Source organism: Emticicia sp. C21, assembly GCF_003418935.1.
Lineage (GTDB): Bacteria > Bacteroidota > Bacteroidia > Cytophagales > Spirosomataceae > Emticicia.
The window spans coordinates 913,497-930,725 of sequence record NZ_QVMT01000001.1; the positions used below are offsets into that span (position 1 = coordinate 913,497).

14 protein-coding genes are annotated in these 17,229 nt (G+C 37.9%); 4 read left to right on the top strand and 10 right to left on the bottom strand.

Going from position 1 to position 17,229, the window contains the following annotated elements:
• Positions 1 to 165: 165 nt before the first annotated feature.
• From lpdA to D0T08_RS03810, 3 genes are all read right to left on the bottom strand, one after another.
• A complete protein-coding gene (gene lpdA / locus D0T08_RS03800; RefSeq protein WP_116981243.1) occupies positions 166 to 1,566 on the bottom strand; it encodes a dihydrolipoyl dehydrogenase in 1,401 nt (466 codons plus the stop codon).
• 35 nt (positions 1,567 to 1,601) lie between these two features.
• A complete protein-coding gene (locus D0T08_RS03805; protein WP_116981244.1) occupies positions 1,602 to 3,287 on the bottom strand; it encodes a hypothetical protein in 1,686 nt (561 codons plus the stop codon).
• A 94-nt stretch (positions 3,288 to 3,381) separates the two neighbouring features.
• Positions 3,382 to 4,545: a sigma-54 dependent transcriptional regulator gene (locus D0T08_RS03810; RefSeq protein ID WP_116981245.1), complete on the bottom strand. Its 1,164-nt coding sequence runs from the start codon at positions 4,543 to 4,545 to the stop codon at positions 3,382 to 3,384.
• 211 nt (positions 4,546 to 4,756) lie between these two features.
• On the opposite strand from D0T08_RS03810, the gene crtD reads away from it, so the two are divergent.
• Positions 4,757 to 6,232, top strand: a complete 1,476-nt coding sequence (crtD, locus tag D0T08_RS03815; protein WP_116981246.1) for a 1-hydroxycarotenoid 3,4-desaturase CrtD — start codon at positions 4,757 to 4,759, stop codon at positions 6,230 to 6,232.
• On the opposite strand, the gene D0T08_RS03820 is transcribed toward crtD, so the two are convergent.
• From D0T08_RS03820 to D0T08_RS03855, 6 genes are all read right to left on the bottom strand, one after another.
• Complete coding sequence (locus D0T08_RS03820; RefSeq protein ID WP_116981247.1) at positions 6,229 to 6,777, bottom strand: hypothetical protein; 549 nt, start codon at positions 6,775 to 6,777, stop codon at positions 6,229 to 6,231. The two genes, crtD and D0T08_RS03820, sit on opposite strands and share 4 nt — an antisense overlap.
• A gap of 299 nt (positions 6,778 to 7,076) precedes the next feature.
• Entirely contained in the window at positions 7,077 to 7,436 is a 360-nt protein-coding gene (locus D0T08_RS03830; RefSeq protein WP_116981248.1) for a hypothetical protein, read from the bottom strand.
• 542 nt (positions 7,437 to 7,978) lie between these two features.
• Positions 7,979 to 8,491 carry a hypothetical protein gene (locus tag D0T08_RS03840; RefSeq protein WP_116981250.1) on the bottom strand — a complete coding sequence of 171 codons (513 nt, stop codon included), beginning with the start codon at positions 8,489 to 8,491 and terminating at the stop codon, positions 7,979 to 7,981.
• A 34-nt stretch (positions 8,492 to 8,525) separates the two neighbouring features.
• On the bottom strand, positions 8,526 to 9,290 hold the full coding sequence (locus D0T08_RS03845; RefSeq protein ID WP_116981251.1) for an alpha/beta fold hydrolase: 765 nt from the start codon (positions 9,288 to 9,290) through the stop codon (positions 8,526 to 8,528).
• Positions 9,291 to 9,467: 177 nt separating this feature from the next.
• On the bottom strand, positions 9,468 to 10,337 hold the full coding sequence (locus tag D0T08_RS03850; protein WP_116981252.1) for an aldose 1-epimerase family protein: 870 nt from the start codon (positions 10,335 to 10,337) through the stop codon (positions 9,468 to 9,470).
• A 211-nt stretch (positions 10,338 to 10,548) separates the two neighbouring features.
• Positions 10,549 to 10,968, bottom strand: coding sequence for a hypothetical protein (locus D0T08_RS03855; RefSeq protein ID WP_147322698.1), 420 nt, complete (start codon positions 10,966 to 10,968; stop codon positions 10,549 to 10,551).
• 454 nt (positions 10,969 to 11,422) lie between these two features.
• Between D0T08_RS03855 and D0T08_RS03860 the strand changes: the two genes are divergently transcribed.
• The 3 genes from D0T08_RS03860 to D0T08_RS03870 all read left to right on the top strand — a co-directional run bounded on the left by D0T08_RS03860 (position 11,423) and on the right by D0T08_RS03870 (position 14,813).
• Positions 11,423 to 12,727: a TolC family protein gene (locus tag D0T08_RS03860; protein WP_116981254.1), complete on the top strand. Its 1,305-nt coding sequence runs from the start codon at positions 11,423 to 11,425 to the stop codon at positions 12,725 to 12,727.
• Positions 12,728 to 13,056: 329 nt separating this feature from the next.
• Entirely contained in the window at positions 13,057 to 14,205 is a 1,149-nt protein-coding gene (locus D0T08_RS03865; protein ID WP_147322699.1) for a T9SS type A sorting domain-containing protein, read from the top strand.
• A gap of 8 nt (positions 14,206 to 14,213) precedes the next feature.
• Positions 14,214 to 14,813: a hypothetical protein gene (locus tag D0T08_RS03870; RefSeq protein WP_147322700.1), complete on the top strand. Its 600-nt coding sequence runs from the start codon at positions 14,214 to 14,216 to the stop codon at positions 14,811 to 14,813.
• Positions 14,814 to 14,955: 142 nt separating this feature from the next.
• Here the strand turns inward: D0T08_RS03870 and scpA are convergent, their stop codons facing one another.
• Positions 14,956 to 17,094, bottom strand: coding sequence for a methylmalonyl-CoA mutase (scpA, locus tag D0T08_RS03875; protein WP_116981257.1), 2,139 nt, complete (start codon positions 17,092 to 17,094; stop codon positions 14,956 to 14,958).
• Between the last annotated feature and the right edge of the window lie 135 nt (positions 17,095 to 17,229).

Consider the following 17,229-nt stretch of genomic DNA (forward strand, 5'->3'; position numbering starts at 1 on the left):
TGATTGAGTGATTGAGTGATTGAGTGATTGAGTGATTGAGTGATTGAGTGATTGAGTGATTAATTTAATCACCAATCAACGAATTCCAAACAATTATTCGCTAATTTGATATTCACTAATTCACAATTAATCACTCATTCACTTAATCACTCATTCACTAAATTCCTACGTATGTATCGGCCGGTTATCAGTAGCGGCTAAGGCAGCTTCTTTTACGGCTTCCATATAGGTTGGATGGGCATGAGAAGTGCGGGAAATATCCTCGGCACTCGCTCTGAATTCCATGGCCATCACGGCCTCAGCAATCATATCTGCTGCTCTGGCGCCTATGATATGTACGCCCAAAACCTCGTCGGTATCTTTATTGGCTAAAATCTTTACCAAACCATCAGTATCTCCGCTAGCTGTAGCACGGCCTAAAGCTTTGAATGGGAATTGTCCTGATTTATAGTTAATACCTTTGGCTTTCAGTTCTTCTTCGGTTTGTCCGACTGAGGCAACTTCCGGCCAGGTATACACGACTCCTGGAATAAGATTGTAGTTGATATGTGGTTTTTGTCCGTTAATGGTTTCAGCTACCAAAACACCCTCTTCTTCCGCTTTATGGGCCAACATTGCTCCGCGTATCACATCTCCAATGGCATAAATGCCTTTTACATTGGTTTCAAGCGTATGGTCGTCAACTACTACTTTGCCTCTATCGGTTTCTATTCCTACGGCTTCAAGGTTCAGACCATCCACATATGCTCTTCTACCGATACAAACCAGACAGTAATCGCCTTTGATTTCTACCGGTTTGCCATCTGCTCCATCGGCTGTAACCAATACTTCTTCACCCAAATTCTCAATTTTGGTTACTTTGGTATTGAAATAAAAATCAGTTCCCAATTTCTTCACCGACTTTTGCAATTCTTTGCCCATGGTCTTATCCATCGTCGGAATCATCGAATCGGCAAATTCAACAAAGGTTACTTTCGCACCTAAACGAGCATATACCGAGCCTAATTCAGCCCCGATTACCCCTGCTCCTATCACAATCAGGTGCTTAGGAATCTCTGGTAGATTTAAAGCCTCTGTACTGGTGATGATTCTCTTTTTATCATAATTCATAAAAGGCAGAATCGTTGGTTTTGAACCTGTGGCGATAATTACTTTTTCAGAGCTTATCTGCTCTTCTGAACCATCGGCCTTTTTAACTTTAATAGTATTTTTATCAACAAAAGAACCAAAACCATTAAAAACCGTGATTTTGTTCTTTTTCATCAGGAAATTGATACCTCCGTTCATTTTCTCCACTACTCCTTTTTTGCGCGCCATCATTTGCGCCAGATTCACTTTAGGCGCAGGTATTTCAATACCATGTTCAGCAAAATGGTGAGTAGCATTATAAAAATGCTCTGACGAATCAAGCAAGGCTTTTGATGGGATACAGCCTACGTTCAGGCAGGTTCCTCCTAAAACATTGTATTTTTCAATAATGGCGGTTTTCATACCTAACTGGGCAGCTCTGATAGCCGCCACGTATCCACCGGGGCCGGAGCCTATCACTGTAACATCGTATTGCATGAGATTAGATTTTTATTCTTTGGTCAAATGTATGCTTAATAATTATCAACCCGGATAGTCTGGTCCGAAATTTTCCATTCAGCCTGTTTATTGGCATCAATAAATACCATGCCAACACGGTAGTTTCCGGCAGGAATAGCTTCTTTATAATACTGATAATTTACTCCGAATGAACTTTTATCAAAGAACAAACTTTTGTATTGAATCAGTCCTTTAATGCCATTGAATGTAGGAACTATTCCAAAAAAATATAGCTGCTTAGTTGAATCATTGACAATAAAGCCATAACGTTCTTTATAAGCCCTATAATCAGTATTCAGATTGTCAGGGTTATACTGAATGAGCGTGGCAAAATGCTCGGCAGACTTCTCAATTGTGAAAGTCGTTTTTTCAGCCTTAGTACTATCAAAGGCTAAATTTGTTAAAGGTGTTTCAGGTAATCGATACCAACCTTTCTTAATAAACTGATGGGTTTGTTGATTATGCCTCAGATAAAACTCTATTCCCTCTTGCGCAGTCAGAAATGACCAGAATTGATGGTTTTGAAAGTTTGTCACATCAGCTTCAAAATTCGATTTAAGGTACTGATAACTTACCAGATTTTTCTCTGCCGATCTATACCAGATGCCGATGCTATACAAAACAAATACGCCTAAAGTAGCCCATCTTAAATACTGATTTGCCTTAAAGTTTATCAGAAACAGGTAAATAGTGGTAATGAATAGAATTGAATAATTTTTGTACCAATCGGGAATTTCAACCTTATGAATGGCACGCACAATGGCGGTCATCATGGCTGTTGCGGCCAGAAATAAAAATACACCCAGGCAAAACAATAGCACTTTGTTTTCAACGCGTTTGAATTTATCTTTTATCAGTTTGAAGAAGAAATACAAGAAATAGATGAATATCCCGGCTATGGCAATAATGCCAAAGGCAACCGATATTGAATTAATCTCTGTCTGGAAAGCGGCACCTAAAAACCTGAAAGCATACATAAAAGTATTGCCATTCAGTTTAGCCTCACTGGATTCCATGTGAAAACCACTGAAATAAATAGCAAGACTTAGGGCATAAAAAATAGCGGTATAAATGGCCTGACGAAATCTTTGTTGGAGTAATAACAGAACGATAGCCACAAAGAATACCACAATGCCATTCCCGTTAGAAAATGTAGCAATGAAACCAGCAATCCATATCAGATAACTATGCTTTGGGGAAGTAAAACAGGCAAAATAGAAAGTAAGAATAGCCAGAAAGATAATACTCATATTTGGCACACCATAGCTTACGATACTATTATACATGAACTGGTATTGAAACAACAAAAACGGTATCGGCAGGAAATATAACCATGAAAGGGCTGTGCGTTTAAATGCAAAGCCATACACTGCAAAAATGCCGAAAAGGCTTATATTCCCGATAAGTATCAATTGCTTGAAATTCAGATTCCCCTCTAATTGAAATAATCCTAATAAGACTGCCCTGAAATAGATAAAACGATGCTGGTTGTGTTGCATCAATAGCATCTTGATTTTATCAAGGATGGTGTTTTTCTGAAAATAGGTTTCCAGATAATCAAAGCCCCAGAAGAAATCATCGTAAAAAGGTACGTTTGAAGAAAAATGAAATATAACGTAGCCATAAAACAAGACTGGGAGAAAACCAATCAAAACGGCATAATTCTGAAATCGGGAAAGGATTGTGAAAAATCGGGTCATACAAAATCTTCAATAAGCGTGAAGACAGATAAAATCCAGTAGATAAAAATCATATTGACTCTTATCTACTGGATTCATACTATTCATTGAAGTATTAAAATCCTATACCTGCGTATAATTTTACATCATCAAGCGTAATAGTCGGGCCGCACATAATTACCAGACGCTCTACTACGTTGCGTAATTCACGTACGTTACCCGTCCAAGGCAAGCTTTTCATATACTCCATTGCCTCAGGTTCAAATTCTTTTACAGCATCGCCATATTCATCGGCTACATCGTGCAGGAATTTATCTGCCAGTAATGGAATATCCGATTTACGGTCGGTCAAGGCCGGTACATGAATCGGAATTACGTTAAGACGATGGTATAAGTCTTCACGGAAGTTTCCTTCGGCGATTTCTTTTTTCAGGTCTTTATTGGTAGCAGCAATTACACGCACATTTACTTTTATCTCTTTATCGCCACCTACACGTGTAATTTTGCTTTCCTGCAAGGCTCTTAACACCTTAGCCTGTGCCGAAAGGCTCATATCGCCAATCTCATCAAGGAATAGCGTACCACCATCCGCCTGCTCGAACTTACCGATTCTTTGCTTGATAGCTGAGGTGAAAGCACCTTTTTCGTGACCAAAAAGCTCACTTTCAATCAATTCTGATGGGATGGCCGCACAGTTTACTTCAACAGAAGGTTGATTGCAACGGTTGCTTTTCTCATGAATCTGTTTGGCAACCATCTCTTTACCCGAGCCGTTTGGCCCTGTAATCAGCACACGAGCTTCCGTAGGCGCTACGCGGTCAATGGTATCTTTTACTTTCTTGATAAGGTCTGACTCCCCGACAATCTCATTGATTTTATAGATTCTGCGTTTCAGCGTTTTGATTACCTCTACGTCTTTGCTCTTTTCTATGGCATTGCGCACGGTCACGAGCAAACGGTTCAAATCAGGTGGTTTAGTAATGAAGTCAAAGGCACCACGTTTAGTAGCTTCAACCGCATTTTCAACGTTTCCGAAAGCAGAAATCATAACAAATTGGGTCATCACACCTTCTTCTTTCGCTTTCAGCAACATTTCCAATCCGTCTAATTTGGGCATTTTTATATCGCACAAAGCTACATCGTAATGGGTTTTCAGCACCATTTCTAAACCTTCTTCACCGTCCTTTGCCTCATCTACTTCATATTCTTCATATTCTAAGATGTCTCGCAAAGCATCCCGAATACTTTTTTCATCATCAACTATTAGTAATTTAGCCATCTGGGTTATTAAGGAGAGTGTATAATTAAGTAAATAAGGTTCGTCTATTTAGACGCAAAGTAATGAAAAAATAACAAAAACCTTGACAAAATTCTTTTAAAATAGATTTTACTCTATCTTAACGCCGTTTAATCAGTTCTCTTTCTATTAACAAATGAGGCCCGTATATTGTTAATAGTTTGCAGACAATTTTGATAAGAACCCGGACTTTATGAATGCAGGAATTATTGGTGCAGGTATTGGTGGCATTGCCACGGCGATTCGCTTACGCAACAAAGGTTATGAAGTAGAAGTTTTTGAAGCCAATAATTATCCGGGAGGGAAACTAAGCAGTTTCGAGCAGGGCAGTTATCGTTTCGATGCTGGGCCCTCTTTATTTACCATGCCACAGCTGGTAGAAGAACTGTTTGAATTATCAGGCAAATTAGTCAACGATTATTTTGAATATATCAGACTACCAGAAATATGCCGATACTTCTGGGAAGACGGTACAAGGCTAAATGTATCTGCCAATACGCAAGAATTTGCGCAGGAAGCTGAAAAACAATTGGGCGAGCCTGCTGAAAAAACCACGAAAATGCTAAAAGATAGCGCTTTTAAGTATGAAATATTAAGCGGGCTATTTCTTGAAGACTCCCTTCATAAACTATCCACCTGGACTTCTGCCAAAGCATTGAAAGGATACATGAATCTGCATAGATTAGGTATTTTTAATACTATGAATGCAGCTAACGAACAGTTTTTTTCTACGCCCAAAGCCGTGCAACTATTCAACCGTTATGCGACATATAACGGATCTGACCCCTATCAGACACCGGCTACCATGAATATCATCCCTCATCTGGAATACAATATCGGGGCATTTTTTCCGAAAAATGGTATGTTTGGCATTACTGAAAGCCTGGTAGAATTGGCAAAGGATTTAGGAGTGAAGTTTCATTTCAATACCCGGGTGAAAGAAATAGTTGTGGAGAATAAAAAGGTAAAGGGTTTAAAAATTGCAAAGGCAGAAGAGGATAAAACCGAAGATTTTCGGGCGTTTGATATAGTAGTGAGTAATATGGATATTACCCCTACTTACAGAAAACTCTTGCCAAATGCCAAACACCCTGAAAAGCTACTCAATCAACCCAAAAGCGGCTCAGGTTTGATTTTTTATTGGGGAATCAAAAAAGAGTTCCCAGAGTTGGGCTTACACAATATTTTCTTTTCGGACAATTATAAAGTAGAATTTGAACATCAGTTTCAGAAGAAGTCCATTTATAATGACCCAACGATTTATCTGAATATCACTTCGAAATACAAAAAAGATGATGCTCCGGCTGACTGCGAAAACTGGTTTATCTTACTGAATGCGCCTGCCAATGACGGACAGGATTGGGACAAACTCATTGCAGAAGCCCGACAAAATGTAATTGATAAACTCAATAGAAATCTGAAAACCGATATTGCTACCTTAATAGAATCAGAAAGCATTCTTGACCCAAGAAGTATAGAAATGAAAACTTCCTCAGTTCAAGGAGCTTTATATGGTAATAGCTCGAATAATAAGTTTGCGGCATTTCTCCGCCACGCAAATTTCTCATCAAGAATCAGGAATTTGTATTTTGTTGGGGGAAGTGTGCATCCGGGCGGTGGAATACCTTTAGCGCTTTCTTCTGCTAAGATTGTTGGGGGGATGGTTTAGTGAAATAAACTATTAAACCATGATTTTTTACTCTTCTTAGGTTCTTCATATAAGGTTGGAACATAGTAGTCAGTAAATAATGATGCCCAAGGAGTATATCCAGCATCTAATTTTTCGAAATCATCAAATCTAATTTTTTGCTGTGTTTTTAACAAAATGCCTTTAATCTTGTCTGGTAGCATTTCGAAGTTTAGAAATTCGGCAGGTCTAGCAATTAAATGATAGGTTATATCAAAATCACCTGGGCATGCAAATGTCTTATCAAAAATTAAAATTCCCTTCTTAGCATAAGAACTATAGCCAACAAGAGAGGAAATACTTGATAATTTAAAGTATTTTGCCAGATGAGGGCTTATGATAGCCTCTGTAAATGGCTCAAGATTATCAATAAAATCATTGAGTATAATATTGTCTTCCGCATTACTTGCAATCATATCAGGCAATATTCCTCCCGCGGAAGTAAACTGAGCTATAGTTCTATTTTCTCCCAAAAAACACCAATCAATATCCATTTCGATTTGGTAATCTCGCGTATACTCTTTCATGATTTCTCAATTTAGCTATAAAATATTATAGTCGAAATAATCACCCAATAAACCCAACCACAGCCTCAACAAACTCATTAGGCTTATCAGCCTGAATCCAATGCCCAGCCCCCTCAATAGTTTCGACCGTAGCATTTTATGTTCCATCAGAGTCTCCCGTGTGTGAAAGCCCAAAGTTTAGCAAGGGGACTCTGATGGCTAGAATTTAGGCTATCCCATCACTAAGACTCTTGCCATCAGTGTCCCCTCCTATCGTCAGGAGACACTGATGGAACTTCAAATATCGTATCTTTCAGAAATCAATTCACATCTTCTTGTAAAAACGCGACATATGCTTTTACTATCGGATATATTTCACTAGTTGGTATTTCTATGTATTCTTTCATATCAAATTGATTAAGAAGGATATCAAAGTACAGTTTTGTTATTTTATCTTCGGTTACAATAAAATGCAATTCTGACCCCCACCATTGGAATTGTTTTAATTTGTTATTAATAACTTTTTCTAAATCAGCTAAGTCTTCTTCTAATCCTATTCGATTAAAAGTAGTCAAGATTTCTCCAATTCTTTCATTTGGAGTAAATGTTTCTATATACTTTACAATATCTATTCTACCAGTATGTAGAATATAATTTTCTTTTTTCAACTCAAATTCCATCGTTTATATTATTGCTTAAAACATTAGAGAAAGATGGCTAAGGCTTTATATTTCCTAAAATTGAATTTGATTTTATGTTTTCCCTGTTTGGTTGAATTTCATTCAGTCATATCGTCAGCCGTTTTAAAAACGGCTAACGATAAATATAGTTTGGAGAACGAGAATCATTTATTATTCTTCCTTTTTATGATTCTAATTACTATAAACAATATTATAAAAATCAGTAAAAGCCCAAATAAAGGTGTGATTTCAAAACTAATTAAACTCATTTAATGATATACGTTTTAAGATTTCACCCAATAAACCCAACCACAACCTCCACAAACTCATTAGGCTTATCAGTCTGAATCCAGTGGCCCGCACCATTAATGGTTTCAACAGTAGCATTTTATGTTCCATCAGAGTCTCCCGTGTGTGAAAGCCCAAAGTTTAGCAAGGGGACTCTGATGGCTAGGATTTAGGCATACCCCATCACTAAGACTCTTGCCATTAGTGTCCCTTCCTAATGTCAGGTGACACAAATGGAACATAGAATACTATTCCTATAGCAACATATCAGGAGTATTTTTTAATTCTTCTACAATCTTAGCCCACCATTGCAGAATTTCAATAAGCTCATCCAATGTCATTTCAAATATTTCTGGTATTCTGTTAATCTCACTTATAATATGCCATAACTCTTCTACAACAAATACCTTATCTAAAGTAATACTATATACGATAGTAGGACCAAATTCATAAGCAATTAAATTTACCAAGACTCCCAAATTGTTTTTTGTTGTGTCCATGCCACCCCAATATAAAACAATCGGATTAGGGAAAGGATGATCTTCCCAATAACCATTAAAGTGTTTATTGGCAAAATCTATTTTATTGGCGCTTTCTTTAAAAGCAAAAATTTTGCTGTAAAGCATTTCAATATCTATAACACTGGTCATGGTTAAAACATGACCTAAGTTTTCTTTCCTTTTATCGTCAAATAGTATTTCGACGAAATACTCATTTGAAAAACTATTTAGTGTTTTTGCAATCTCAAATGGCCTGTGTTTATCCATTTCCTTGATTTACTTTTAGTCCTTTCACAAACCTTCACTCAATAAACCCAAGCACCACCTCCACAAACTCATTAGGTTTATCAGCCTGAATCCAATGCCCTGCCCCCTCAATGGTTTCGACAGTAGCATTTGGGAAGATTTTTTTAATAGCTGGAATATCCTCATCATAAATATAACCCGACTCACTGCCTCTTAGAAACAAAACAGGCTCTGATATTTCACGGGTATCAGTAAAATCACCTCCAATCTGATATATTTCCCGGCTTAGAACTGGCAGATTTATTCGCCAATCGAATTTGCCTAATTCATTACGATAGAGGTTTTTTAACAAAAACTGACGCTCGCCTACGCTCGTTACGTAGCGGTCTAATTGCAGTTCGGCTTCTTTTCTATTGGTTAGTTTATCTAAATCAATAGAGTTCAATCCTTGAATGATGTGTCCGTGGTGGGATGGATAATATTTAGGAGCAATATCAACAATTATTAACTTACTGAACTTCCCTTCATGTTTCATGGCAAAGTGCATCACCGTCTTTCCTCCCATCGAATGACCAATAATAATCGGTTTATCCAGTTGGTGTTCGTCAATAAATTCGCTCAAATCTTCGGCCATGAGTTCATAACTGAATTCTTCACTGCGCGGCGACTGTCCATGATTACGGGCATCTAAAGCATAGACAGCAAAGCCCTTGTCGGCTATCATTTTACTAATCGTAAACCAGTTGTCGGAAGAGCCAAAAACGCCATGAAGAATTAATACAGGCTGTCCTTCGCCTGTTTTTCGGTAAAAAAGTTTCATCTGTTGGTTATAGTTAAGCTATTTATTGGCAAAGATATGGAATAATTGAGTGATTGAGTGATTGAGTGATTGAGTGATTAAATTTATTTTGACATATCTCAATTTAGTCAACGAAATCCTCAAATCAGGTTAATCAGAGTTCATGACTAATGATTAATCACTAAATCACTCATTCACTCAATTAACTTCCACCGTCCATGTTCTTTCAAAAATTTCATTGGCACTCAATTGATTGATGCCCTCTTTCTCCGTTAATTGCTGATTATGGTTGGCGCTGTCTGCGATTCCGCACCAAGGCTCAATACACACAAAATCAGCATTTTTGGCTGCCCAGATACCTAAAAATGGGAAGCCTTTAAAATCAAATGTTAACTGATGTGCTGTTCTATCTGATTTCAGGGTAACACGATCCGGCTGTAAATGCTTAAACACGAGTGCATCCTGATAAAATAATTCTTTGGTTAGTGGAATACGACCATTTTCTACTGGAAGTTTTTCTGGCGCTGCCTCAATCAAACCCTCCTTAGTCAAAGGCCAGCGCATCAGGTCTTCAGTAGTATTGAACTCCAGATAATAATCTTCATAGCTTGTTCCTCCTACCACAGGCACTTTAAAGGCCGGGTGTCCACCTATTGAGAAAAACATCTCTGTATTACCTGTATTTGTTACTTCATATTTTACAGATAGTTGATTTCCATCCAGAGAATAATGTAAGCGCAATTCGAATAAAAAAGGAAATACAGTGAGCGAAGTTACATCAGATTTCAACAAGAAAGTTACACTCTCTTCGGTTTGGTTTTCTACTGTAAATACACGCTCGCGGGCAAACCCGTGGCGAGGTAAATTATAGTTTTTGCCCTCATATATAAAGCTATCCTCTTTCACAGAACCTATGATAGGAAACAGCACAGGTGAAGATTTACCCCAGAAAGCAGGGTCGGCCGACCACATATATTCTATTTGAGAAGCCTGATGGACAAGGCTTACTAGTTCGGCTCCTTTAGGGTTTATAGTAGCACTAATGACAGCGTTTGTGATGTTTATCATACAATTGAATCAGGAATAATCGGTGCGCAAGATACATATCTCTCTTAACTCTTACCTAAAAGAGCGAGATTATTTCTGATTCAACAAATATGGTGACTGAATGTTTAAACTGGAGTATATAAAAAAACAAAGGTAAGGTTAGTACCTTACCCTGTCGTTTACGAAAAAGCATTATTAATAAAACTCATTTATTAATCTTTTCTACCATCTGTTAGAATCCTCTACCATAGCGGTCGTTGTAACGGCCACTAGCATATCCTCTGCTATAATCATTGTAGCTAATACGGTCTCTATCACGTTTTTCGCGGGCAATCCAGCTATTCAATATCGCTAAATCCTGTGCCAGTTCGCGACGTTCCATCGGGTCTAATCTACCATCACGTTTGAAACGATTTTCTTTCACCTCAATTCTTTCTGCCTCACGCATCAAAGGTTTCGCTTCTCTTGAAGTAATCCTTCCACTTTCAACTCCATTAGCAATCTGACGGCGTGCCTCACGTTGGTAGCTATCTACTCTGTCATACCCATTATCATTTCTTCCGTAGCGACCATCACGTTTATCATATCCTCTTTGCGCGTTAGCACCGATGGCTCCTGCCACCAACATTGCTATCATGATTAACTTTCTCATAGTGAATTTCTGGTTATGTTATTTTTTGTTTTTTAAACTTATTTGAATCTTAGATGTAAAAGAATAGCCCGGGGTTTATTGCCAATTTGTTAATGATTCGTTAAGGGATTTAATAGACTGAAAATGAGTACATTACGAAGCTATAAACAGATTAAACCTATATTTGAGAGTGTTTTGTAGGATTTTGGTTTAACTGATAGATGCAATTATTTTTAAATGTCTGAATAGTCAGAGATTGTCTTCCATTATTATAGTTGGCAGAAACACGATAATGCCCTGCCTCTAAACTTTCGCATTTTTTAGAACCATGTCTGGAGTTTTTTCTTAAACACTCATCTAAAACCGACAACCTTCACTGCAAAATCAAGAGATTTGATACTTCTTTTTTTCCGTCTTATCAAAATATTTATACGCCCCTTTTGATAAGTCTATACCTTTGAAAAAAAATCGAAGTATGACACGAGCTATTCTATTGATTATATTCTGTTTCCCACTATCAGGGGTATTTTCTCAAAATCTTACACTCGAACAGGCAGTTCAGTGGGGTTTGGAGAATCGGATTGAGTTAAAATCACAAAACCTGAATGTACAGATTGCTTCTACCGAAAACGAGAAGGTAAAAGCCAGATGGCTGCCACAAGTAAGCGGTACTGCAGATTTGCGCTGGAACACCCAACTGCAAACAACGGTATTGCCTTTTGCATTACCGGGCTCAGGCGAATCGCAGACTGAAATAAAACTGGGTCGCCCATTCAATAATACCTTTATACTACAAGCTGAACAAAAGGTGTATGATGCCAATCGTAAGGTTGATCGTGCCGTTAATGACGCGCAGGTAGAGGTACAGAAAAATAATCTTGCACAGATACGCGTCAACCTGAGACAAGCTATTACAGAGGCTTATTATAATGGAGTGTTTGCTAAAGAGAAGCTCAATCTTTCAACATTAGCTTTACAAAGAGCCAATAGCTATTTTGAAGTAGGTCAGGCCCGTTTAGATCAGGGCGCTATTCTGAAGAATGATTTAGATAAATTGGAACTAGACGTTAGCAACGCCAGATTGGCACAAACCAAAAATCAGCAGGATTATGACCTGGCGTTGATTGCTTTGCAATATCAATTAAATACGACCGATAAAGTTGAGCCGGCCGAAGACTTACAGGCTATTTTCAATTATTCACAAATTATAGAAAACCAATCGAATATTGAAAAACGTACGGAGATAAAAGCAGAAGAATTGAACCTGCGTTTAAACCAACTGAATGTGCAAAAGCAGTTGGCAAGAAATAAACCGATGGTTTCTGCCTATGGCAATTATTCTTTCTTCCAATTAGCTGAAACTTTTAATCCTTTTGAAAAAGGCACCTGGTTTCCTGCCAATTATGTCGGTATCAGAGCCAACGTACCCATCTTTGATGGCCGACAAGCCAGACTCGCAGCCAATGATTTTAAAATACGCCAGCAGATTAATACCCTGAATACTGAGCGATTAAGAAATGACTTCAGTTTCGAATCAAAAAGTACATGGAATACCGTACAACAATCGAAATTGAATCTGGAAGAGGCAAAGAAAAACATTGCCCTGGCTCAAAGAATTTTAGAAACTGACAAATTCCGTTTTGAGAAAGGGGTTATTCTTTTATCGGATTTGAAGAATACAGAATATGCCCTTCAAAGTGCTGAGAATCAATATTTATCAAGTATTTATAATTTTCTGATTGCCAGTGTGAGGTATAAGAAGGCTAATGGGAATTTGTAGAAACTAAAAAATTATTGAGTGGTAACAATGAAAAAAATCTGCCATTAAATCATAAATTTATTAGTTCGGTCTTGTTTTTAATTAAATTATAAGTTTAATTTGATTAAATATTTCGCTGTGGAAGAACTAAAAGAACAACAAAGCTCTGTGAATAAAAAATCCTCAATTTAGTAACTTCCTTGAGAAATTAAAGTACAATTCTGCGTATATTTTCTAATGGTACAATTTAGAATTGCTTAATTTCATCTAAACTTTTATAATAAAATGGCAACTTTTATCTAACAATTCCGCTCGTTTTCTTCTTCCTGTTTTTTAGTAAGAAACTTCTTTTGGTTTTCTTTTTATTTATTATTTCTTTCGAAAGTTCAGCAATGTGGGTAGATGGTGTGAAAGATGGTTGCCCTGATACTCAATATGAATATATTGTATATGATTTTCCAAGTTGGGGAGACTTTGCCGTTGAAGTAAGTATTGGTAATACGCTCGTTTCTCTAGAGTCAATCAATAGTACCACAAAAAAATTCAAAGTGAAATATGGAAATTCAACCGATTTTAATGCTTGGGTTAATGTAATGGTTAAAGTATTAGGAGTGACAGTAGACAATACCGATTTCTTTGTACACTTATCAGTAAGTTCTCCAAGCTCACCTAATGGAGGTACGATTTTGGTTTGTCCTAACGGAGCTAATGTTAACCTGACCACTAATGCATATATGAATTGTTTGTTTCATTGTGATTACATCTGGACAGCACCCAGCGGAGTCAATTTAAAATATGGTGCTTTTCAAGGAAACAGTATTCGTGTGCTACCACAACATCAGCCGGTAGAGCTTTTAGCCTCTGGGATTCCGACAGGATACTTGGGTTTATTGAGTGTGGCAGCAAAATGGTCGGAATGCGGTCTTGCCGGAGATACTTATGGTTATGCAGAAGTCTATTCTGGTCCTCCGGTTCTTGATCCAAAAGTAAATGGAAGCCCTTCGCAAGGATATGATTGTACGACTGGTGATGCGATATTAACTGTGAACTATCAACCGGGTACTACTTCTGTCAATTGGTCTGTCATTGCCGGAACCGGAACAATTACTCCGAACGGCGCTATTTGCTATGCTACCCCTAACAACTTTCTCCTGATAAAGGTCAGAGAAGAAAATGCCTGCGGAGCAACTGAACATTTCTATTATCTATCTCAATGTGGTTCACGTTCTTATCAAATCTATCCCAATCCTTCTGAGACTGATATAACAATTGATTTTGACAATAAAGAATTTGCACAAGGTCTACTTAATAAAATAGATTTACTAGATTTAAAAGGAAATATGGTGTATAGTGTTCAGTTTAAAGATGAAAAAGATAAGGCTTATTTTAAGAACAATAAATCTTTAAAAATCGACACTAAAAAATTTAAACGTGGTAATTATGTACTCCATTTAGATTTCGGTAAGTATATTGATAAGGAACAAATTATTTTAAATTAGCCAGTACTATGAAAATCCGGTTCTTTTTATTTATGTTATTCTTATATTCGTACGTATGTTCATTTTCACAAGAAGAAAACGTAAGGTTCAAAAAGAATGCAATAAGCCTGAACGCTCCAGCTTTTACCCGTATTTATAGCTTGAATTATGAAAGAACTTTAAGGCAAAAGAATTGGGTGACAATAGCTAATATCGGTTTTTATTATTTGCCCCTCAGTGCGAGCGCAAAAAATTTGAAAGCGGCTTTTATTGGTGTAGATTTTCTGAGAGGAAAAAAAACTCATTACCTTGACTTAGGAATGAGTTTAATATTTGATAGTGCCATTAACTTTGAAGGTTCTCCCGATAATCCAAGAGTTTTAGGTTTAGATTTTATTCCTAAGATAGGGTATCGATATCAGCGAAAACCCAAAGGCATATTTTTGCGAGGTATATTAATGCCATTTTTGATTGAGATTATGCCAAGAGAACCTATTGATCAATATGAAAAAAATTATTTCATTTTTACAACGTCCTCTGTCGATTTAATTTCATTTGGTGTTGGCTATTCATTTTACTTATTACAGATAATGATATTTTTTCTTTGTTACTATTTTATCCTTTTGTAAAGTTTTCTCAGGAAAGGAAAGGAAACCAAATTATATTGCTACAGCGCATAGCTTTGTCAGAAAAACTCTTACTCTTGCCTTAGTGTAACTTTATCCGTAGTTATATCGAAGATTTTATTAGTTAAAGAACTCCCGCCTTTAACTACTCCCCCATCAATTCCTTCAAAATCTTCTGCGCAGCAATAGAAATAACCGTACCAGGGCCGAAAACACCTTTCACCCCAGCATCATATAAGAACTGATAGTCTTGTGGGGGAATTACTCCGCCGGCTATTACCATAATGTCTTCTCTACCCAGTTTTTTGAGTTCTTCAATTAATTGAGGAACCAGAGTTTTATGACCTGCGGCTAAGCTTGATGCCCCTACAATATGCACGTCGTTTTCAGCGGCTTGTTGAGCTGTTTCCTGAGGGGTCTGGAACAATGGGCCTATGTCCACATCAAAGCCTAAATCTGCAAAGCTGGTAGCTATTACTTTGGCACCTCTGTCGTGGCCATCCTGTCCCATTTTTGCTACCATGATTCTAGGTCTGCGACCTTCCAGTTCAGCAAATTTATCTGCCATTTCTTTAGCAATTCTGAAATTCTCATCATCAGAAACTTCTGACTGATATACGCCCGAAATAGAGCGGATAGTAGCTTTATGACGGCCCACGACTTTTTCCATAGCATAAGATATTTCGCCCAAGGTAGCACGTTTGCGCGCTGCTTCTACAGCTAATGCCAATAAATTATCTACTTCTGAAGCATTAGCCGTTACCTCAGTAATTTTATTTAAAATCTGTTCTACTTCCTCGTTGTTTCGTTCTTTTTTGATTCTATCTAACCTTTCTATCTGTTTTCTCCGCACATTCTGGTTATCAACTTCAAGCAGTTCTATATCGGTTTCAGTATTAGTCTTGTACTTATTAACACCCACAATCACATCTTTACCTGAATCAATTCTTGCCTGTTTTCTCGCTGCAGCTTCTTCTATGCGCATTTTGGGTAGGCCTGTTTCAATGGCCTTGGTCATCCCGCCCAAAGCTTCTACTTCCTCAATCAATGCCCAGGCCTTTTCTACCAGTTCTTTAGTCAGATATTCTACATAATAAGAACCTCCCCATGGGTCAACTACCCGACAGATTTCGGTTTCATGCTGAATATATAATTGAGTATTACGCGCTATACGCGCCGAGAAATCAGTTGGCAATGCAATGGCTTCATCTAATGAATTAGTATGTAATGATTGCGTATGTCCCAACGCTGCCGCCATTGCTTCAATGACCGTGCGCGCTACATTATTGAATGGGTCTTGCTCGGTTAGTGACCAGCCCGAAGTCTGGCAGTGGGTACGTAAAGCCAGAGACTTAGGATTTTTAGGGTTAAACTGTTTTACTATTTTCGCCCATAGCAAACGTCCGGCGCGCATCTTGGCAATTTCCATGAAATGATTCATACCAATACCCCAGAAGAATGATAACCTTGGGGCAAAATCATCAATATCCATTCCGGCGGCTATGCCTGTGCGGATGTATTCCAAACCATCAGCTAAAGTATAAGCCAATTCTAAATGCGCAGGCGCGCCTGCTTCATGAATATGATAACCAGAAATAGAGATTGAATTGAATTTGGGCATAAATTGGGAAGCATAAGCGAATATATCTCCCACAATGCGCATTGAAAACTCAGGTGGATAAATATAGGTATTGCGCACCATAAACTCTTTCAGAATATCATTCTGTATAGTGCCTGACAATTGTTCAGGACTCCCCCCCTGCTCTTCGGCCGCTACAATATAAAATGCCATAATGGGCAATACAGCCCCATTCATGGTCATAGAAACCGACATTTCGTTCAGAGGTATCTGGTCGAAAAGGATTTTCATATCCTCCACCGAGTCAATGGCCACACCTGCTTTACCTACATCGCCCACCACACGAGGGTGGTCTGAATCATAGCCCCGGTGTGTCGCCAAATCAAAGGCGACTGATAAGCCTTTTTGCCCACCTGCCAGATTTCTGCGATAAAAAGCATTCGATTCTTCAGCTGTTGAAAAACCTGCATACTGACGGATTGTCCAGGGTTGCATCACATACATAGTACTATAAGGCCCTCTCAGAAATGGAGGAATTCCGGCAGAAAAATGGAGATGTTCAGCATCTTTGATATCGGCTGCCGTAAATCTGGGCTTAATACCTATTCCCTCTGCTGTTTTGAAAACAGGCGTATTCGTTCCGTTTGACTCAGAAGTATTTTCCTTTTTTTCAAAAAGATTGATTTTAGAAAAATCAGGTTTCATAATTTGTTGAATACAATTGCAGTGGTAAATATCCTCTTTTTTGAAAAGAAAGCAATAAGATTCATCAAATTTACGAGGGGCAATAACAAAAAAAGTTTGCCTCTAAGAGAGACAAACTTTAATAAAAATAGAAGT